This is a genomic window from Hyphomicrobium sp. 99 (genome assembly GCF_000384335.2).
Lineage (GTDB): Bacteria > Pseudomonadota > Alphaproteobacteria > Rhizobiales > Hyphomicrobiaceae > Hyphomicrobium_B.
This window is the reverse complement of the sequence record NZ_KQ031382.1, coordinates 59828-79694: the sequence shown is the minus strand read 5'-3', so window position 1 is coordinate 79694 and position 19867 is coordinate 59828. Positions and strand designations below refer to the sequence as shown.

General features: G+C 58.1%; 16 protein-coding genes and 1 pseudogene. 9 read left to right on the top strand and 8 right to left on the bottom strand.

Translation table 11 applies throughout. From position 1 onward, the window contains the following. The first annotated feature begins 220 nt into the window (after nucleotides 1–220). The 8 genes from G359_RS00650 (at nucleotide 221) to G359_RS00615 (ending at nucleotide 9529) form a co-directional block, all read left to right on the top strand. The gene (locus G359_RS00650; protein WP_045834560.1) at nucleotides 221–2719 is read left to right on the top strand and encodes an EAL domain-containing protein; all 2499 of its coding nucleotides are present in this window, start codon (nucleotides 221–223) and stop codon (nucleotides 2717–2719) included. 31 nt (nucleotides 2720–2750) lie between these two features. Beyond that, nucleotides 2751–3104, top strand: a complete 354-nt coding sequence (locus G359_RS00645) for a hypothetical protein (RefSeq protein ID WP_245279884.1) — start codon at nucleotides 2751–2753, stop codon at nucleotides 3102–3104. Nucleotides 3105–3321: 217 nt separating this feature from the next. Further along, complete coding sequence (locus tag G359_RS00640) at nucleotides 3322–4734, top strand: ABC transporter substrate-binding protein (protein ID WP_045834559.1); 1413 nt, start codon at nucleotides 3322–3324, stop codon at nucleotides 4732–4734. 11 nt (nucleotides 4735–4745) lie between these two features. Beyond that, a complete protein-coding gene (locus tag G359_RS00635; RefSeq protein ID WP_082072748.1) occupies nucleotides 4746–5543 on the top strand; it encodes an ABC transporter permease in 798 nt (265 codons plus the stop codon). Next, the gene (locus G359_RS00630) at nucleotides 5540–6397 is read left to right on the top strand and encodes an ABC transporter ATP-binding protein (protein ID WP_045834557.1); all 858 of its coding nucleotides are present in this window, start codon (nucleotides 5540–5542) and stop codon (nucleotides 6395–6397) included. Before G359_RS00635 ends, G359_RS00630 begins: the two co-directional genes overlap by 4 nt. A 148-nt stretch (nucleotides 6398–6545) precedes the next feature. Continuing rightward, nucleotides 6546–8288, top strand: coding sequence for a fumarate reductase/succinate dehydrogenase flavoprotein subunit (locus G359_RS00625; RefSeq protein ID WP_045834556.1), 1743 nt, complete (start codon nucleotides 6546–6548; stop codon nucleotides 8286–8288). 31 nt (nucleotides 8289–8319) lie between these two features. Then, nucleotides 8320–8553, top strand: coding sequence for a 4Fe-4S dicluster domain-containing protein (locus G359_RS00620; protein WP_045834555.1), 234 nt, complete (start codon nucleotides 8320–8322; stop codon nucleotides 8551–8553). Nucleotides 8554–8575: 22 nt separating this feature from the next. Next, entirely contained in the window at nucleotides 8576–9529 is a 954-nt protein-coding gene (locus tag G359_RS00615) for a HEAT repeat domain-containing protein (RefSeq protein WP_045834554.1), read from the top strand. 57 nt (nucleotides 9530–9586) lie between these two features. Here G359_RS00615 and G359_RS00610 read toward each other — a convergent pair whose 3' ends face one another. Further along, nucleotides 9587–10591, bottom strand: a complete 1005-nt coding sequence (locus tag G359_RS00610) for a LysR substrate-binding domain-containing protein (RefSeq protein WP_082073030.1) — start codon at nucleotides 10589–10591, stop codon at nucleotides 9587–9589. A gap of 334 nt (nucleotides 10592–10925) precedes the next feature. Between G359_RS00610 and G359_RS00605 the strand changes: the two genes are divergently transcribed. Beyond that, nucleotides 10926–11213: a hypothetical protein gene (locus G359_RS00605; protein ID WP_045834553.1), complete on the top strand. Its 288-nt coding sequence runs from the start codon at nucleotides 10926–10928 to the stop codon at nucleotides 11211–11213. Between the two features lie 121 nt (nucleotides 11214–11334). Here the strand turns inward: G359_RS00605 and G359_RS00600 are convergent, their stop codons facing one another. The 7 genes and pseudogenes from G359_RS00600 to G359_RS00565 form a co-directional block, all read right to left on the bottom strand. After that, nucleotides 11335–12708: a porin gene (locus G359_RS00600; RefSeq protein WP_045834552.1), complete on the bottom strand. Its 1374-nt coding sequence runs from the start codon at nucleotides 12706–12708 to the stop codon at nucleotides 11335–11337. Between the two features lie 1090 nt (nucleotides 12709–13798). Further along, nucleotides 13799–14580 (bottom strand): annotated as a pseudogene (locus tag G359_RS00590) (alpha/beta fold hydrolase). Nucleotides 14581–15080: 500 nt separating this feature from the next. Then, nucleotides 15081–15908 (bottom strand): ABC transporter permease, encoded by an 828-nt coding sequence (locus G359_RS00585; RefSeq protein ID WP_082072747.1) that lies wholly within the window; start codon nucleotides 15906–15908, stop codon nucleotides 15081–15083. Then, nucleotides 15905–17089 carry an ABC transporter substrate-binding protein gene (locus tag G359_RS00580; RefSeq protein WP_045834550.1) on the bottom strand — a complete coding sequence of 395 codons (1185 nt, stop codon included), beginning with the start codon at nucleotides 17087–17089 and terminating at the stop codon, nucleotides 15905–15907. Before G359_RS00580 ends, G359_RS00585 begins: the two co-directional genes overlap by 4 nt. 23 nt (nucleotides 17090–17112) lie before the next feature. Continuing rightward, nucleotides 17113–17892 carry an ABC transporter ATP-binding protein gene (locus G359_RS00575; RefSeq protein WP_045834549.1) on the bottom strand — a complete coding sequence of 260 codons (780 nt, stop codon included), beginning with the start codon at nucleotides 17890–17892 and terminating at the stop codon, nucleotides 17113–17115. Continuing rightward, the gene (locus G359_RS00570) at nucleotides 17889–18989 is read right to left on the bottom strand and encodes an acyl-CoA dehydrogenase family protein (RefSeq protein WP_045834548.1); all 1101 of its coding nucleotides are present in this window, start codon (nucleotides 18987–18989) and stop codon (nucleotides 17889–17891) included. Before G359_RS00570 ends, G359_RS00575 begins: the two co-directional genes overlap by 4 nt. Further along, nucleotides 18989–19570, bottom strand: a complete 582-nt coding sequence (locus G359_RS00565) for a carboxymuconolactone decarboxylase family protein (protein ID WP_045834547.1) — start codon at nucleotides 19568–19570, stop codon at nucleotides 18989–18991. Before G359_RS00565 ends, G359_RS00570 begins: the two co-directional genes overlap by 1 nt. Between the last annotated feature and the right edge of the window lie 297 nt (nucleotides 19571–19867).

Genomic DNA, 19867 nt, shown 5'->3' with positions numbered 1-19867 from the left:
AGCGGGAGCGCTGAGCTTTAGCAAGAGGCGCGCGTCGCTTTGCTTGGGGCCGGCACGCGCCTTATGTTCATTTCTCGCATCAAATCTCATCACTAGGGCGCCGTAGCCTGTCATAAAACCGTCATGACGCAGCGAAATTAGTTCGTTTTTTCAATGCGTTAGTAAATCAAAAACTCTTTTCGAATATTTGCCGATGGGAACCCACCGGTACATTTGTCCCATGAAATTGAGCACCACACTTCCTATCGGCATTGCAGCGAAAGCGGCGGTGCTCATCGTCACTCTGGGAGCGCTGTCTGCGCTCGCCAACTGGTACGTTCTGCAAGGAGCGCAAAATCTCGATCACGTCAATCGGACGATGGTTGAGCGCGTGGCGCCTGCTCGCCTCGCACTGGCTGAAGCCAAGGCCGCTTTGAACAATGTCGGTCTTGCGACGTACAAAGGCATGTCCGCTTCCGAACCCGAGGCCGCACGCGCAGCCATTGGTGAGACTGCCAATCAGATCGCCGCGGTGCGTCAGTGGCTACACGCCGTCTCCGGCTACTTCCCGGCTCGCACTCACGATAGCGATGTCATTCGCGAAAAGCTCCGGCAGGTAGAAGCGACAGCCAATCAGATCCGTGATGCGATCCTCTCAGGCGACAAACAGCGTTTGTTGGATGGACTTCTCAATCTCCGCTTCGAAGCCGCGCTCGACGACACGCTTTCGCAGATGAACCGGCTGACGAACATTCTCGGCGGAGAATCCCGAGATACGCTTGCGGAAGCGCAGAATGAGCAAGCCGCGGAGCTGGGTATCATCATCGCGGCGCTGGCGGCCGGCACGTTGCTGATCGTCATGCTGGCGCTCACGTTTGCTCACTATTCCGTGGCCCGTCCCTTGCGGCAGCTCAGCGCCAATGCGTTGCGCATTCGCGAGGGCGGTGCGCTGTCTTTCCCACAGGGAGACCGAACGCTCTTCCGGGTCGATGAGATCGGTACGCTTGCGCGCGCCTTTCAATCGATGATCGCCAAGCTCGCGGCAGCGCAGGAAACCCTGGCCGTTCAATACGCGCGCGTCGATGCCGCGATCAACAACCTGCCGCAAGGGCTGTGCATGTTCGACGCGGATCAAAATCTGATTATCTGCAACCGCCGTTATGCCGAACTCTACGAATTGAAACCCGAGCATACCGTTCCTGGCACGTCGCTTCGTACGATCTTGCAGGCTCGCCGCGCTAACGGGCGCTTTCCGCAGGCCGAAAGCTACTCCATAGAGAACCGGATCGCGTCGGTACGCGAGCGAAAGCCTATCTACACTGTCGATGAGCTGACAGGCGGCCAGTACATCGCCATTTCGCATCAACCGATGCTCGATGGCGGATCCGTTGCGATCCACGAGGACATCACGGAGCGGCGGGAGATCGACGCCAAGATCGCCCACATGGCCCATCATGATGCTCTGACGGATCTCCCCAACAGATTGCGCTTCCGCGAGGTGATGGAAGCGGCACTCAAGGGAACTCGGCACGGCAGGATCGTTTCAATCCTCTGCCTCGATCTCGATCACTTCAAAACTGTCAACGATACGCTCGGCCACCCCGTCGGCGACGCCTTACTGCAAGCGGTTTCTGGCAGGTTGCGCGGATGTGTGAGGAAGCAGGATCTCGTGGCGCGACTCGGCGGCGACGAATTCGCAATCGTCCAGGCCGACTCTGAGCAGCCTCTTGGCGCCACGATGTTGGCCGAGCGCATCATCGCGGCGTTGAGCGCGCCATTCGAGGTTCAAGGTCACCAGGTCGCCATCGGCGTGAGCATCGGCATCGCGATGGCTCCGGGAGACGGCAATACTGCTGATCAGCTGATCAAAAACGCCGACATGGCCATGTATAAGGCCAAGGAGGCCGGCCGCGGATCCTATCATTTCTTCGAGCCGGGCATGGATGCGAAAATGCAGGAGCGGCGCGCGCTAGAGTTGGATCTCCGCGCGGCAATCGAAAATGACGAGCTCGAACTTTACTATCAACCTCTGATCCGCCTCGAGACCAATGAGATCTGCGGCTGCGAAGCCCTCATCCGCTGGAAACATCCGAGGCGCGGAATGGTATCGCCCGTCGACTTCATTCCGCTCGCTGAAGAAATCGGCCTTATCGGAGCGATCGGCAACTGGGTCTTGAACCGTGCATGCACCGACGCGATGACATGGCCGACGCATATCAAGGTGGCGGTCAATCTCTCGCCGCTGCAGTTCAAGAATAGCGGACTTGTGCTTCAGGTTATCGGCGCATTGGGTAAGTCCGGGTTGCCGGGCGAGCGGCTCGAGCTCGAAATCACCGAAACAGTCATGTTGCACGATACCGATGCGACGATCGCGATGCTGAATGATCTGCGTGCGCTCGGCGTCCGTATTTCGATGGACGACTTCGGCACGGGTTATTCAAGCCTCGGTTACTTGCGCAAATTCCCGTTCGACAAGATCAAGATCGACCGGTCGTTCATACAGGACCTCTCCGCCAATCCGGATTCGATTGCCATCGTGCGCGCTGTTGCTAACATCGGCAGTGCCCTTGGCATGGCAACGACGGCCGAGGGCGTCGAAACGGAAGCGGAACTTGCGCAGCTTCGTCATGAAGGTTGCACGGAGGTACAAGGGTATCTATTTAGCAAGCCTCGCCCGGCGATCGAAATTTCTTCTCTATTGGACCTTCAGGAAAGCGCAGGGCAGCAAGTCGCGGTTTGAAGCGGTAGCGCAACAAGCAGCATGAAGCAGCATGGCGTTCGCGATCAAAGCTGAGATTTCTGATGCAAGCGCGAAGACTTTCGTGTTCGCCGCGCAAAAGATGATGTATGGCGGCAAGCAGATCGCGGAAGGCGACACGGCTTTCGTGTTCGCAAGCGAGAACGAGGGCGGGCAAGGCCTGATCGCGCGCGGCGTCGTCGTTTCCGCCGAAGCGCTCGCGAAGAAGCCCGGCTTGGCTCGGCAAACACCGCTCGTCAGTCTTGCCATCAGAGTGACCGCGCGTGCGAAGCGGCTGCGTTTCTCAGCGAATTTTTTTAGCAGCTGCGAGCTGCCGATAAATATTGGCGACGGCAACTCCCGCCGAGATTTGCGCCTACGATGTTGATGAGGCCTCCGCAACAACGGAGGAGAAGGGGCGCTGCTCTAGCAGCGTTATGCGCTCAATAAAAAGCTGGGATTTCTTAGCAGAAATCCGTCTAACTGACGCTTCGATCAGCGCTTTACTGGTCATATGCTTCCCCTGCAAGGTTCCTTCTAATTCGCACAGCGCCGACGATACATCGACGGGCGATCGTGACGGGTTTTTGAATTGGGGGACTACCATGCGTTTGCATTCGCTTCTCGCAACCTTGATGATGACGGCAGGTTTCGTCACCTCGGCCGCTCAGGCCGAGACGATCCGTGTCGCTCTCGGTACGCAGGACGCCACGATCAATACCGCCACGGGCGGCCTGATCATCCGCGAAGAAAAGCTACTCGAGAAATACCTGCCGCATGACGGCAAGTACAAAGACGTGACCTACGACATCCAGTGGAAAAATTTCACGAGCGGCGCGCCGATCACCAATGAGCAGATCGCGGGCAAGCTGGATTTCGGCATCATGGCGGAATTTCCTGGCGTGCTGAACGGCGTTGCTCATGAAAAAGCCGGCCGCAAAAGCATTTTCATCACCGTGCTTCAGGGCAGTGTGAAGGGTAGCGGCAACGGCGTCGTCGTTCCGACCGATTCTCCCATCCAGTCTTTTTCAGAGTTGAAGGGTAAGACAATCTCAGTTCCCTTCGCTTCGACCGCCCACGCGCTCCTGCTTCGGGCTGTAAAGGCGCAAGGCTGGGATTCGGAAAAGGATGTCACCATCATCACCCAGGCTCCCGAAGTGGCTGGACCTGCATTGCAGGCTAACAAGATCGATGCTCATGCCGATTTCGTGCCGTACGCCGAACTCTTTCCGTGGCGCGGCTTCGCCCGCAAAATCCTTGACGGATCGCAGGCGGCGGGTCCGACGTTCCACGGAGCGCTTGTCGACGCAGCTTACGCTGAGAAATATCCGGAAATTGTCGTAGCATATCTCCGCGCAGCGATCGAAGCAGATCGCCTGGTTGCCGCAGAGCCTGAGAAATATAGCGAGTTGATTGCCAAGGTGACCGGCGTTGAAGCCGAGGTGGATTATCTGTTCCACGGTCCGCTCGGATTGCAGACGCGCGACCAGACCTGGAAGCCCGAGTTCCGTCAGGACGTCGCGACGGCGCTCGATACGCTGAAGCTTCTGAAGAAGACCGACCAGGGTCTCGACCTCAACACGTTCATCTCGGATCGGTATATCAGAGAAGCGTTCAAGCAGGCAGGCCTCGATTATGATGCCCAACTCAAGAATTATGATCAGTCGCCGCTGAAGGCCAAGGACGCGCTGACCGGCGAAGAGATCAATGATCCGAAGCGTGTTGCGCAGATCTGGGTAAAGGGCGAGCCGCTCGTCCATCACTATGCGACAGCGAATAACGCGTTCAAGGCCCTCAAGGCGTTCGAAGGCGAGGGCAAGGCGATCCGCGTTTTCTACGCACAGGACCGGGAGAGCGGCATCAAGCTGCTGGGCGCCAAGTCGTGGTTTGTGCGCGGCGATAATGGCGATGTCTCTGCCTTCCTGCTCAAGGAAAATGCCGAGGCGTGGGCCAAGAGTAATGGCGGCAAAGTGCTCGACTTCAATGGCGTGCGCGCCGCTGTTCTCGCGAGCAACTGAGGCCGATCATTTTGGCCCAGTCATCCGAAGCGACCTACGGTCGTTGGATTGTTAGAGCAATATCGGTCGCCGTCTGCCTCGTTGCGTGGCAGGCGGCTTCCGTCTTTCACATCAATCTCGGGATCATCACTTTTGCCAATGTCCCGCCGCCTACCGACGTCTTTGCTGCCGCCATAGAATTCGCGAGATCGCCAAAGGTCTTCGCTCACGTGACGACCAGTCTGATGCGCGTGTTCTCCGGTTACGCGATTGCCGCCGTGATCGGCATCGGAATCGGTCTCGCCATCGGGCGATCGCGGCGGGCGTCGGATCTCCTATCGCCGCCTCTCGAATTGCTGCGGCCGATACCGGCGGTTGCCTGGATTCCACTGGCCGTGCTGATGTTTCCCTCGTCCGAGCTTTCGATGATCTACATTACGTTCCTAGGCGCGGTGTTTCCGATACTGCTCAACACGGTGCACGGCGTTGAAAATGTCGACCCGCGTCTTGTTGCTTCTGCGCGCAGCCTTGGCGGAACGCGAAATGCAATCTTGCGGGAAGTGATTTTGCCCGGCGCGGCGCCCAGCATCGTCACGGGTCTTGCTGTCGGCATGGGTACATCCTGGTTTTGCCTCATCACGGCCGAGATGATTTCCGGGCAATTCGGCATCGGCTATTTCACATGGGAATCCTACACGCTGCAGAACTACGCCGACATCGTTGTCGGCATGGTGCTGATCGGGGTTCTCGGAATGGGAAGCAGCTATCTCCTGCGGAGAATTGGAGCGGCGTTGACGCCGTGGCATACGCCGGAGGAATTGCGCCGATGAGCCGTCGTGAACTCGACGTGCGGTTCAAAGGCGGCCGCATCGATGTCGAGCATGTATCAATCACACTTGGGCGGGGAGCGGATGCGTTCGAGGCCGTGCAGGACGTCAGCTTCGCCATCGAGCCGGGTGAGTTCGTGTGCATCCTCGGACCTTCGGGCTGCGGGAAGTCTACTCTCCTCGGCGCGCTCGCCGGGCACATCGAAATCGCGAAGGGCAATCTACAGGTTGACTCCGAGCGTGTCGGCGGACCGCATCCCGACCGCGGTATCGTTTTCCAACATCACACTCTCTTTCCGTGGAAATCGGCGCGCGATAACGTTGCGTTCGGGCCGAAGATGCGGGGCTTCGGCAAGGCGGAGCGCAGGCGGCTGGCAACCGAGATGCTCGAACTCGTGGGCCTGGGCGACTTCGCCGATCGATATCCGAAGCAGCTTTCAGGCGGTATGCAGCAGCGCGTCGAAATTGCGCGCGTGCTCGTGAACCGGCCCCGTCTTCTACTTATGGACGAGCCGTTTGGCGCGCTCGACGCGTTGACGCGATTGATGATGCAAGAGCTGTTGCTCGCGATTTGGCGACACGTCCCGACAACCATCGTTTTTGTGACGCACGATATCGACGAAGCATTGTTTCTCGCCGACCGGATTATCGTCATGAGCCCGCGTCCCGGCCGGATTCTCGAAGTGATCAAAGTCCCGTTTGAGCGCCCTCGCCCGACGGAGATCATGGCGTCGCCGGAATTCGGGAAGCTCAAGGCGCACTGCCTTGGCCTCTTGCGCTCTACTCTGGACAGCAATCCGCTGCAACGACTCAGTCCACTCGGAATAGCTGCAGGCGCGGGCACCAAGCTCGCGTGACCTTATGAAGTAATCGCATATCGACCGCAGTTTTTTTTGGTAAGGCATCGCGCAAAGCGACGTTTAGAAGTTTCAAAATCAATTCTGCATACTTCAGCAGCGCGTCGGACGACGATCGCGGCGGAGGTTTATCAGCGGCGGGGATTTCATGAGTTTGGACAAGATCGTCGATGGCCTCACGGAGGTTGAGTGCGACGTCCTTGTGATCGGTGGCGGCACAGCTGGGCCCATGGCGGCGCTGAAGGCCAAGATGAGGAACCCGAATGCCAAGGTAATTTTGCTCGAGAAGGCGAACGTCAAGCGTTCCGGTGCCATCAGCATGGGCATGGACGGGTTGAACAACGCCGTCATCCCGGGTCACGCGACGCCAGAGCAATATACGAGAGAAATCACGATTGCGAACGACGGCATCGTCAACCAGAAGGCCGTCCTGAAGTACGCCGAGCAATGCTACTCCATCATCCAAGAGCTCGATAAATTCGGCATTCGTTTTCAGAAGAACGAGAACGGCGATTTCGACGTCAAGAAGGTGCATCATCTCGGCACCTACGTGCTTCCGATGCCGAATGGCGATACGGTGAAGAAGGCGCTCTACCGGCAGCTGCGCCGCGTGCAGCTTCTCATCTCAAACCGCTACATTGCGACGAGGCTTCTTCAGGGCAAAGATGGACGGGTGGCGGGCGCAATCGCCGTCAACACGCGCACGGCTGAGTTCCTCGTCATCAAGGCGAAGGCCGTCATTCTCTGCATGGGGGCTGCCGGCCGCCTCGGGCTTCCTGCGTCGGGTTACCTCTTCGGCACCTACGAGAACGCGGCCAATTCCGGTGATGGATATGCGATGGCCTATCACGCGGGTGCAAAACTCGCGAACCTCGAGTGCTTCCAGATCAATCCGCTGATCAAGGATTACAATGGACCGGCTTGCGCCTATGTCGCCGGACCGTTCGGGGCGTACACCGTCAACAACGAGGACGCCCGTTTCATCGAATGCGATTACTGGTCAGGGCAGATGATGCTGGAGTTCTACAATGAGCTCCAGTCGGGGAAGGGGCCGGTCTTCCTCAAGCTCAATCATTTGCATGAGAATACGATCTCCGAAATCGAGTCCATTCTGCACAAGGTCGAGCGGCCCTCACGCGGTCAGTTTCACGCCAATCGTGGAACCGATTATCGCCAGGGTAAGATCGAGATGCACGTTTCCGAAATCGGATTCTGTTCGGGGCATAGCGCGTCGGGCGTTTTCGTTGATGAATTCGCAAGAACGACGGTTCCGGGCCTTTACGCCGCCGGCGATATGGCGAGCGTTCCGCATAGCTACATGCTGGGCGCATTCACCAACGGATCAATTGCAGGCGAGCACGCGAGCGACTACGCCAAAGAGATCGACTTTGCCGCCTACGATCCGGCGGATGTGGCGCGCGAGAGGGAGCGCGTGTTGGCGCCGACGCGGCGGGAGGATGGCATTCCGCCGAACCAAATCGAATACAAGACACGCCGTTTCGTGAACGATTATCTGCAGCCTCCGAAGGTGCCGCAGAAATACCGGTTGGCACAATCGCGCTTCGCGGAGGTTCGCGAAGATTTGGAGACCGGGATGATCGCGCGAAATGCGCATGAACTTCTGCGCGCGCTCGAAGCGTCATCGATCCTGGATTGCGCCGATATGGCTGCTTGTTCTTCGCTGTTTAGGACCGAGAGCCGTTGGGGGCTCTACCATTTGCGGACCGATCATCCCGCGCGCGACGACGAGAATTGGTTCTGTCATACGCTTCTCGGCAAGGTCGATGGCCAGATGACGTGTGAGAAGCGAGCCGTTGATCCCTACGTCGTTCCGATCGAAGACGACGAAAAGGACATCTATTACCGCCAGCGCATCGAAGCGCGGGCCTAGCCGCTTTATCGGAGTTTCAAGGGAGTTCATCATGCCGCTGGCAAATACGCCGACGAGCGTTCCAGTCGTCGTCGATAACGAGAAGTGTATTGCAGACAAGGGGTGCACTGTTTGCGTCGACGTCTGTCCGCTTGACGTGCTGCGGATCAGCGAGATGACGAATAAAGCATACATGGCTTACGACGAATGCTGGTACTGCCTGCCATGTCAGTGCGACTGCCCGACGGCGGCGCTGACAGTGAACATTCCTTTTCTTCTCAAATAATCGGGAGCGTGCGCGGCAAGCGATGGCAGGCATTTTCGAAGACACCGCTGATCTGGATGAACTTGCTGAGGCGCTGCGTTCCACCGACGCGGGAGAACGTCGCGTCGCAGTTTTGGCGCTCGCTGATTCTGGATTGCCGGATGCTGTCCACTTGCTTTCCTCGGCACTGAATGATCCTGATTCCGGTATCCGCCAGCAGGTGGCGTCGGCACTCGGATCATTCGACGGTGTTGAGGCAGCGAACGCTCTCACCAAGGCGTTGACGGACTCCGAGCCAGCCGTTGCGCAAGCCGCTGCCGAAAGTTTGGCGGAACTCAAAGATCCGGGCAGCGCGGATGTCATCCTGCCCTTCGTCGACCATGCGTCGGCCTTCGTCAAAGAAGCGGCGTTGCGCGCGCTCAAGGAGTTGAGGCGCCCGGAGGCATTGAAGCCTGCGCTGGAGGCCCTGCAATATCCCGATGCATCGGTTCGCATACAAGCCGTGGGTGTGATCGGATTTTTGAAGCTGGAGGAATCCGTTCCTGCGCTTCGCTCGGCTGCGGGCGATGTCAACGCGACGGTTCGAAGAGCGGCGATCAATGCCCTCGCGTTCTCTCAGGCGCCGTCGTCCTCGGACGTGATTGCACGCGCTCTTGGCGACGCTGAATGGTCGGTCCGAGAGATAGCCGCGGAGGCGCTTGGCCGAAGTCCCGGTGGTGCGTCTGCCAAAGACGCGCTTGTTGCGAGTCTCGAAGATGAGTTCTGGCAAGTCAGGCTCAAAGCCATTCGAAGTTTGGCGGCGCTGAAGGTTCGATCTGGCGCACTCGCCATCGCCAAGAGTCTCACGCATCCCCAGCCTAACATGCGCAAGGAAGCCGCCGCAGCACTCGGAGAATTGAGAGCCAGCGAAGCCCGCCCTTATCTCGAAAAGGCTGCTGACGACATCGATGCCGACGTTCGAAAGAACGTGCGTTGGGCGCTCAGCCGGCTCGATTGATAGAGCCGGCGCCGGTCTGTCTGCTTGGGAACCCTCAAGTGTTTTTCGCGGAACGCATCAGGCCGTGAGGGCCTGATCACGATTCCAGTAAATCAGGTCGGTATGTGTGAACGGACGCCCGCGCTTCAGGTGCTCGTCGCCGGTCAGCAACTCGGCGTCGCGAATATCGTTTTCGGTGAGATGCGGAGCGCAGAGCTCGATGAACCGGTAGACATAACCTCTCTGCAGGCGTCCACGGCGGATGGCGAGGCTTGTCGTGCTGGGCGCGATTGGCTCGGCGCATTCGATTACGCGTAGTCCTGCATCGCGCGCGGCATCGTAGGCCATGGGCGCGATAAACCCGATGCCCAATCCAGAGGCGACATATGCCTTGATGACGTCGGCATCGAGAGCGGTCATCGTAATTTGCGGTATGACGTTGGCGTTTTCGAAGGCTTCGTCGATGCGCGGGCGCCCTGTGATTCCGGTTTCGTAGGTGATGATCGGATACTGGGCAAGTTCATTGAGAGTAACGGCTTTGCGGCCCACCAAGGGGTGTCCGACCGGTGCTACGACGATGTGACTCCACGCATAGAATGGAAATGTGAGGATCTCGTCGATGTCACCAAAAACGTCGGTTGCTATTCCGATATCGGCGTCGCCAGCGAGGACGAGCGAGGCGATGTCCTTCGGATTTGCCTGACGTAAGTCGAGCCGAACCCCGGGAAAGCTCTGCTTGAATTTCACGACGATGTCGGGAAGTGCGTAGCGTGCTTGCGTATGCGTCGTCGCAACCTGCAGAACGCCTTGATCCTGTATCGCAAACTGCGCGGCGGCCTGCTTGATGTTGTCTGCTTCGAAGAGAACGCGCTCCGCTATTCGGGCGACGTTGGCGCCGAGATCAGTCAGGCCGAGAAGGCGCTTGCCGCGACGGACGAAGAGAGGAGATCCGAGCTCTTCCTCAAGCTCCCTGATCTGCTTGCTGACGCCCGACTGCGAGGCGAATATAGCATTCGCCACGTCCGTTATATTGAACTTGTACCGAATTGTTTCTCGGAGAATTCGCAACTGTTGGAAGTTCATCGCCCCTCGCGCTTTTCGTCCGCCACACTCAGCCACCACCCCTGGCGATCACGAATGGTCTGCAATCTCGGTATTGGTCCCATGTCACAAGTTATGATCTTTGCCGTCTAAACCAATGAACTTCTTCTTCTTTTGATATTCGCTCGGGGAATTTCGAAGCAATATCAGGTGTAAACAAGCTCGCGTTGCGCCTCGATCTGATGAGACGATAAATCAGATTTCCAACCACTATGTTGGATTTGGGTATTCCCGAAGTTTTGCACTTGTTGGAATTTGCTTAGTGCCTACTTTGTAATAAGCTTTGCAGAAAAAGTGATAACGAAGGAGGCGACTAATGAAGCGGAATTTTCTCCCTTTCACGGTGTCATTTGCGCTCTTGGCGCTCGGTGCTCTCCCAGCCGCGGCCGGGCAAAGGGCTCATGCATATAGCCCCGACGGATCAGTGACGGCGTGCAGCCGATATGGAAATGGCTGTTACACGGCTGGCCTGAGATCAGGGCGCGAGGGCAAGAAGCTCGTTCTTCATCACGGCACCGCGATCGATTGCGGTCGCGATTGCAAGGGCACGCTCCGCGAGGCGACCGTCGATTTCTGGGATACGATGCGCGAAAACGGCAGCTGAACTTGCGCCCGCGCATATTTTGAGAAAGTGAGAGGGCCGCGTCTGTCGAAGACGCGGCCCTCTCGTTAGATCACATCAAGCGAATGGCCTAGACGGGGTGAAGAGGCCATTCCTCTTGCGATCAAAACTTGATCTGTGCACCAGCCGTGATGAACTGAATGTCGTCGAGGTTCGCTTTGGCCGTTGCCGTTCCGGTCGCGTTGACACCAGTGACGTCGAGCTGAACGTGTTTGTAATCGATGTAGAGGTCGACCACTTCGCTCAGGTTTTGGTTCAGGCCGATGCTCCAACCGCGGATCTGTGAGTTGTCGGCATACCACGTTCCTGAAGTGAACAATGAGGAGACGTTGAGTCTCGAGCTTACGCTAGTCGAGGAACTCGTCGTAAAACCGGCGCCACGATCAAGCTGGTAGTACTCACCGAAGATCGTCGTCTTGCCGATCGGAAGGAACTTGCGTTCGATACCAGCCTGGAGGGTCCAGAAGTTGGTTTCTTCGTCGACGTCGCGGCCATAGAGGTTATCGAGGCCTGCGTCATGAAGCCTGCCATATGCACCGGATGCGTAAAGGCCGGTTTCAACATGCAGAATCGATCCGCTAAGGCCGATCTCGCTCGTGTCTCCGACGCCACGCTGAACCCCTGAGACATGATCGGGGGTCGTGACGTCGTTGGACTGCGTGTATGCAACGCCGCCGGCCAGCTTGAAGCCGGAATACTCGCCTGCATATCGCAAGGCAACGTTCCAGATATCGTCTTCGCCCCATGAGGCTGATGCGGTGAAGCCGGCGATCGTTGGCGATTCATACTTGACGACGTTGAAGCGGTGGCCTTCACCCGGGTTCGCCTGCTGGGCACCTGGTGCAACGAACTGGCCGTATTTCACGCTGCTCAACGTTCCGTTCTTTTGCCGAACGAAGAAGCCGGAACCACCATCGCCGAAGGTGTTGCCCCAGCTGTTCGAGTAGGCGAAGTGGTTGGTGTTGGCGAGGTTGATCTCGGTGATGCCGTCGGCCGCGTCCGACGTTTGGCCAACCCAAACCTTGCCGTACTCTTTACCGGCGAGGTACCAGGCGCTGTGGCGAACGCTGACGCCATTATCGCTGCCTGGGCCATTTTGATTTACGCGGTCTTCGCGAGCACCGCGCAGACCGAGTTCAAGCAGGTAGCCTGCGGTCCAGCCTTTTGTAATTTCGGCCTGGCCGAGGAAGCGTACGCGATCCTGCGCCGTTTCGTTGGTCACGACATAAGCGTTGCGCTCGCGTCCATCGTCCCAGCCGAGGAGGGCTTCGTTGACGAAGCCCGAGACCGTGAGCGACACTTTGCGGTTACCCTTACGGGCCGTCGTCGCCTCGAGTTCAGCGACGCGTTCTTCGAGGTCAGCGCAGCAATTGCCCCCAAGATCTGCAGCTGACGCAGGCGCGGTGCCTGCAAGCGCCAATCCCGCCGCAGCGACGCCGGCTGCGAAGCCCGCTCGTTTGTAAGTCCCCCCGAACATTCCAATACCTCCAAGGTAAAAACTGATTACTCGGAGCCGCATGACGTCCACCTCCCGGTTGCGAGGTGAGATCAGCCGGCTAGAGCGGCACCTCCCCCTGAGTGCCGATCACCGCCGGGTAGGCCCGATGGAGGGTGAATAAAGCTGAGGCAAAATCGGATATGAAATGAGATTAATTCCAACACATAGGAATGCGCTGGTTCTTTCTATAGAACCAAAAGTGGAATAACGGCGTGACAGCGGTTTCTGCGGTTTCCATATTGCGGAAGCAATCAAAGCGGAATGTCGAAGCCGGCGTTTTTCTGGCTTAACGTCGCCGCCGATCCTTATGTTGGAAATCTTGTTTCGATTTCATGCATTGCAAATCGCTTTCGGTCGCAACGCGTTGTTGGTGTCTGCCGTGCACTGAGAATGCTGTTGCGCATTTGAGTAGAATGTTGTGGCGGCGCCGCCACAAAAAGCACACGTGAAATCTGCTCTCGACGATAAAAGCTCGCTTCGCATTTTCCGACTCATCGGTCTCCGCATGAACGAAGGGGGAGTCGCTCAAGGCAAGAAGGCCCATCTCAGATCCGTGGAATTTCCGAGTCATCCAAGATTGCGTCTACTCGACCGACAGTGCCAGCAGCACCAGCAGAATTCCGGCTGCGGCAGCAATTGCTGAGGCAGGCTCGTGCAAGCGTGTCGCCGACCCCAAATAATGCGCCGGTAATAAAGCTCTCGGCGAGACGGGGGCACGCTCGATAAGAAATGGCCGAGCGTTCTCCATCGGTGAACAGTCCGTCGCGATCCCGTCGGTGTGCGGGAAACTCCGAAACTTTAGGGTCGGAAATTTGGTCCTCTGCTCGGCGGCCATACGGCTTCCCGGCGCGTGAATATGGTGTCAGGCTGATGTGTACTCAGGGGCAAATTTGCAGCATTCAGCAGCATCGTCCCCAAGGGCACAGCATGGCTGAAGAACGAATGGTCAAATTTTAAGCGGCGGGTCTGATAGACAGGGGCGCGAACATGCGCCGTGGTGCGAGCTACGAGGGTGATTGAAAACGAGGAGGGCAGACGAGCCGCCCTCCTAAAGTCAGCCGCCGATCGTTTAGCCCTTCACGAAGGCCAGCAGATCCTGATTGATCACGTCCGCATTGACCGTGAGCATGCCATGCGAGAAGCCCGGATAGACCTTCAGCGTGCCGTTCTTCAATAGCTTCACCGAAAGCAGCGAAGAATCGTCAATCGGAACGATCTGGTCATCGTCACCGTGCATGACGAGCGTCGGAACGTCGATCGACTTGAGGTCTTCCGTCTGGTCAGTCTCTGAGAAGGCCTTGATGCCCTCATAGTGCGCTTTGGCGCCTCCGATCATGCCTTGGCGCCACCAATCATGCCTTGGCGCCACCAATTTTCGATCACGCCTTGCGAGACCTTCGCGCCTGGACGGTTGAAGCCGTAGAAGGGGCCCGAAGCAACGTCGAGGAAAAATTGCGCACGATTGGCAGCGAGCGCTTGGCGGAAGCCGTCGAACACTTCGATCGGCGTGCCGCCAGGATTCGCAGGCGTCTTTACCATCAACGGCGGAACGGCGCTAACGAGGACGGCTTTGGCTACGCGCCCCTGAGGCTGTCCGTAGCGGGCGACATAGCGAGCAACTTCGCCGCCGCCGGTCGAATGACCGATGTGAACGGCGTTGCGCAGATCGAGATGTTCGGCAACGGCGGATGCGTCTGCCGCATAATGATCCATGTCATGGCCGTCGCTGACCTGGCTCGAGCGGCCATGGCCGCGACGGTCGTGAGCAACAACACGAAAGCCGTTTGCAACGAAGAACAGCAATTGAGCGTCCCAATCGTCACTCGATAGCGGCCAGCCATGATGGAACATGATTGGCTGAGCATCCTTGGGACCCCAATCCTTGTAGTAAATTTCGACGCCGTCTTTTGTCGTGACAGTGCTCATAGAATTCCTCCAGAGTGAAAACGAACGAACCCAAGGTGACTTAAGAAATGACCCTTGGGGCAGGTATCGTACGTTTGGCTCGAAGTATCATACGAAAGGCTGAGTGAAGAAGCGCTCTAGATGGAATCGCTCGGTGCGCTCCAGCGCAAATTGCAATGTCTGGGTGCGCCATATGATGAAAAATTGCGCTTAATCTCTGGGCAATATTACTTCCGGCTTTTCCAGAAGTCGGACCTCTGCAAATGACGCACACCTTTTGGAAGTCGGACGAGACTGGCAAGACGAACGTTTCCTAGACGATAACGACTGATCGTCATGGAGATCCATCTGGAAGGGAAGGCGAGGGATGAGTGGAGAATTGTACGAAGCTCCCCTCGCGCGGGGGCTGGCTGGTGCTGATCGACGCCACGCGCGCGATCCGCTGTTCATCCGGGCGACCAGACCCGGTGCAGCGAGCGGGCTGCCCAATCCAGTAGGAAGCCCAGAAAGCCGATGACTAGGACGACGGCCGTCAGCTCTGAATAGGCGAGGCGGTCGCGAGTATCGAGAATGAAGTAGCCGAGACCGGCGGAGACGCCGAGCATTTCACAGGGTACGAGCACGATCCATAGGATGCCGATCGCGAGGCGAATTCCGGTCAAGACATGACCGAGGACACCCGGAAGAATGACGTGAAGCAAGGTCTCCGTTGGAGTGGCAGCAAGACTCTTGGAAAGCTGGAGCCACGCCGGATCGAGGCTGCGCACGCCAGCCGACGTGTTCAGCAGTATGGGCCATACTGCCGCGAACGTTAGAAGGAAATAGATTGGGTAATCGCCGACTCCGAGCGCCATGACGGCGATAGGCATCCACGACAGCGGTGAAATCATTCGCAGGAACTGGAAGGAGATCGAAGTGGCGGATTCCGCTGTCCGGCTTATTCCGACGATGAGACCCACGGGAACGCCGATCAGGAGCGCCAGGCCCAATCCGACAGAGATGCGTTTGAGACTGACTTCGATGTGAATGAGGAGATCGGAATTCGTAAGCAGAGCAACGAGGCTGGCAAAAGTAGCCGAGGGAGAGAAACGCTCGGCAAGCCCGTCAGGCTCGGCCAGAAAGTGGATCGAGGCCCACCAGGCTCCGATGAGGATCGCGAGACCAATCACACCGAGGAACGGTCTCGCCTTTACAAGATTGCTGCGCGAAGGCTTTACGCCTTCGCGAGAGGGATCGGTGTGGGACAAGGTAAGTTTGCTAACCGCGTCGCTCAAGTGACGATCACTTCCTTACGTTCGAAACCGTCTGGCAAGCCGAAGGCCGCGAGGCCACCGTTTGCGTTGATCGCGGTCTTCACGAAGCTGTCGTCGACAAGATCCTTTGCGGCGAAGGCCGGATCGAGGTTGTCCAGGAAGCTCCTGTCGCCCTCGATCTGCGTCTTCTTGAGGAAGCGGATGAGTTCTTCCGTGTAGCTCGGATAGGGATAGGGCTGAAAATCGATCCGCTGATCGGTCCAGTCCTTGTGGACGATCGCACCTGATGCGAGATAGCCAGTAATGTCGGCTTGAGTCGGGGCCAGAACTTTTTCCAATACTGGAACCGCGTGGGGCGTGTATTTGTTCGCGCCGTCCTTCGATAGAAGTTTTGCGGTCTCCAACCTATTGGCGCGTGTCCAGATCTGCGCCTTGACGATGGCGTTTACGACCTTCTGCGACCACTCGGGACGTTCCTTCAGATTGCGCTCGTGCAGAAGCACGACGCAGCAGGCATGATCTTTCCAGACGTCACTGGTGAAGCGCAGGACTTTGCCGACGCCAAGAGCTTCGCCGGCGGCGTTGAAGGGTTCTGCAACGGTGTAGCCGGCAATCTGCTTCGCCGCGAGCGCCGGCACCATGTCGGACGGCGCCAGGATGACGAGTCCGACCTCATTCGGTGCGAGGGCCGCCTTCTTCGTAACGGGGGTCAATCCGTTTGCCCGCAGAAGTTCCTGCAAGACGACGTTGTGGATCGAATACCAGAACGGAATGGCTACCGTCTTCCCACCCAAATCCTTCACGGATTGGATGTCTTTGCCGACAGTCAGCGCTGAACCCCCCGTGTGGTTCCAGGCAACGATTTTGGCTGGCACCTTGCTGCTGTAACGCGCCCAGACCGCAATCGGCGACAGCACGTGCACGGTGTTGACTTGGCCCGCGATGAAAGCCTCAGCGAGCTGTGCCCAGCTCCTGAACAGCACCGGCTTTTCGGCGTTGATGCCTTCGGCTTCGAAGAGGCCATTAGCATGTGCGACGAGCAAGGGGGTCGCATCCGTGATCGGGAGATAGCCGATCTTCAAAGGTTCATCGGCCGCCAGCGCGCGCCCGTTGAAGGCATCGAGAAACGGCAGCGCACCGGCTGCGGTCAGCAATGCAGAAAGTCTTAGTATGTCGCGACGTGAGAAATAGTCCTCGTTCATGGATCTTCTCCCCAAGCTAACGTTCAATGACTTCGGACTGTCGCCAGCCGCAGTGCCTTCACGATTTCGATGCGGATCTGACCGAGTTCCGTCAGCCTGTCGGCGCGCGGATGCGGTACATCGATCTGCCACTGGCCCGTCTCGCGAGCGGGCGATCCTCCAAGGAGGATGATGCGGTCGGATACAAGCAAGGCTTCGTCTATGTCGTGCGTTATGAGCACGACCGCCGTTCCGAAGGTGTCGACGAGCTTCAGGAGGAGCTGCTGCATGTCGGCGCGCGTGATCTCGTCGAGCGCGCCAAACGGCTCATCGAGCAGCAGAACTTCCGGTTGGCGTGCGAGGCAGCGGGCGAGCGAAGTGCGTTGCGCCATGCCTCCTGAAAGAGCCGCGGGATGGAGGCGTCTCGCGCGTGCAAGCCCGACTTCCGCGATGGCGCGATCTACCCGCGCTCTACGTTCAAGTGCGTTGAGTTTCGGTTGTCTCTTGAAGTCGAGACCGAACGCGACGTTGCGTTCAAGCGAAAGCCACGGAAGGAGGCCTGGATTCTGAAATGCGATAGCAACGCGGGGATGCACATGGCGCAACGGTGCGCCGTTCATCCGCACTTCTCCGGACGTTGGCACCTCTATTCCGCCGAGTACACGCAACAGGCTCGATTTGCCGGCTCCGCTTGGGCCAATGACGGTGACGATCTCGCGCGGCCGCAACGCGAGATCGAAGTTTGCGAGAACAGGATGCGCGGCGCCGGAATAGCGCAGCGATAAGCCTGAGGCCGAAAGAATGGGTTCTTGGGCTGCAGTCATGTCGGAGCAGCCGCGTGACGCGCCAAGGCCGCCTTCAGCTGAACGAGACTTGGTGTGATGATCGGAATGAACGCTGCTTCCCGCCATCGGCGTCTGAAGCCGTTACCTTCGGCGTTGATATAGGCTTTTCCGCCGCTGGCCTGGAGTTCGAGGCCGACGGCAGTTGCGGCAGTATCGGCAAGCGCGATTCTGATCCTGAAAAGCCCTGCCGCATCACTGTGAAATATGTTCCGCTGGAGGCCGTTGAAGAGCGCCTGTTCCGTGCGTTCAAGAGCGGTCAAAAGGTCTGAGCGCGCTTCCGCGAGACTAGCGCGGCCGCTTCCCGTCGCCTTCCGCACTTCTTCGATGGCGCGCTGGGCAAGGCCAAGAGACATTCCGCATTGAAGGCCGAGAAACGCGGGTCGAACCGTGGGCAGCCAGGCGGCCGCATCCTGATGCAGCACGCGATCGGGCCCGATTTCGACGTCATGTGCTGTGATCGCTGCAGTATTGGTTGAGCGCAGCCCGATGAGGTCGAGATCGTCTGAACGTTTAAGGCCATCGTCATCGGACGACAGAGAGGCGATGAAGGGTGGGCCATCGTTACGCGACACGGCGACAGCGACATGAAATGCGTCAGAGCGGAGATTTGTGACCCAAGGCAGCTTGCCGCCGAGGACCAGCCGGTCGCCGACAGGTCGGGCTGCGAATTGAAGCTCCTCCAGCCCTTCCAGGAATTTCATTGCGTTTGAAAGACCCGTTGCCCCGGCGAGAGACCCTTTCAGTAGGTCGGGCAGCAAGCGTTCGCGCAGTGCTGCGTTCGGACTTTGCAACAGATACTCGATGTAGGTGCGGTGTCCCCACAACACGAAACCGGCAGCAAGGGATCGCGATGAGACGTCGGTAATCGCTGCAACGGCGTCGACGAGTTCGCCGCCGTCACCGCCGAATTCCTTCGGAACGCCGATGCGTGCGAGACCTGCGTCGGCGAGGGCCGTTAAAACCTGGTCGGGAGATTCATGCCCGGTATCGAGGCCGTCGGCGGTCTTATCGAGCCACGCTGCAAGCGAACTAGGGCCACTTTGGCGCTGCTCTTGGAGGTGTGTCGCGGAGCCCATTACACGCTGGCAGGCGCTGTCGACACCTCTGCTCCGTCCCAACGGTAAGGTTCAAGCTCGGGATTGAGCGCAGGCTGTCCAAGATTATTAGCAAAATTGCACAAGGTCGCGAGACTGACTCCGAGCACGACCTCAAGAGCCGCGGCATCATCGAATCCAGCCGCGCGGAAACTCGCAAGCTCAGCATCAGAAACCGCGCCGCGACGGGTGATGACAGCCTTGGTGAATGTGGCGACGGCATCGAGCTTGCCGTCTGCGAGCGGTCTCAGATTGCGGAGCGCTGAGACCGTTCCCTCATCGAGTTTCACCTGCTTTTTTGCGATTGCCGTATGACCGGCTACACAGAATCCGCAACCGTGTATGGCCGCGGCTGTGATCTGCACGGCCTCGCGTTCCGCATGATTGAGGCTCGCGCGCGCGTTGATTTTGGAAACCGTCAGATACGTTTCGAGGGCAACCGGCGCATTCGCGAGAAGTCGCAATAGGTTGGGAAGAAAGCCGTTTGCCTTCTCCGCCGCCGCCAGAGCCGGCTGAGCTGCATCAGGCGCATCATCAAGAGTTCGGAGAGGAAGTCGCGCCATCGACACTCCTTGGAAACGTTCGCGCAAGGATCATTACGATTGGCTGACTAGTCACTGCTGCCAATTTCGACAACGATGGAAATGTGAAATGGAAAGCAGAAACTTATATTTTGATCGTTCCAGTCATCTAACCCCTTGGCGCGAGGCCGATGGATTGAAATGCTTTGACTGGGAGTGGAGAGCCGCCAAACCATCTCGATTTTGATGCAGGACCATCTTGTCCGCGACTGTTCTCCAGTCTCATCGGCGATCTGCGCGGCATCGGGTTCGCGTCAAAACCGGAGATGGGCGACAATG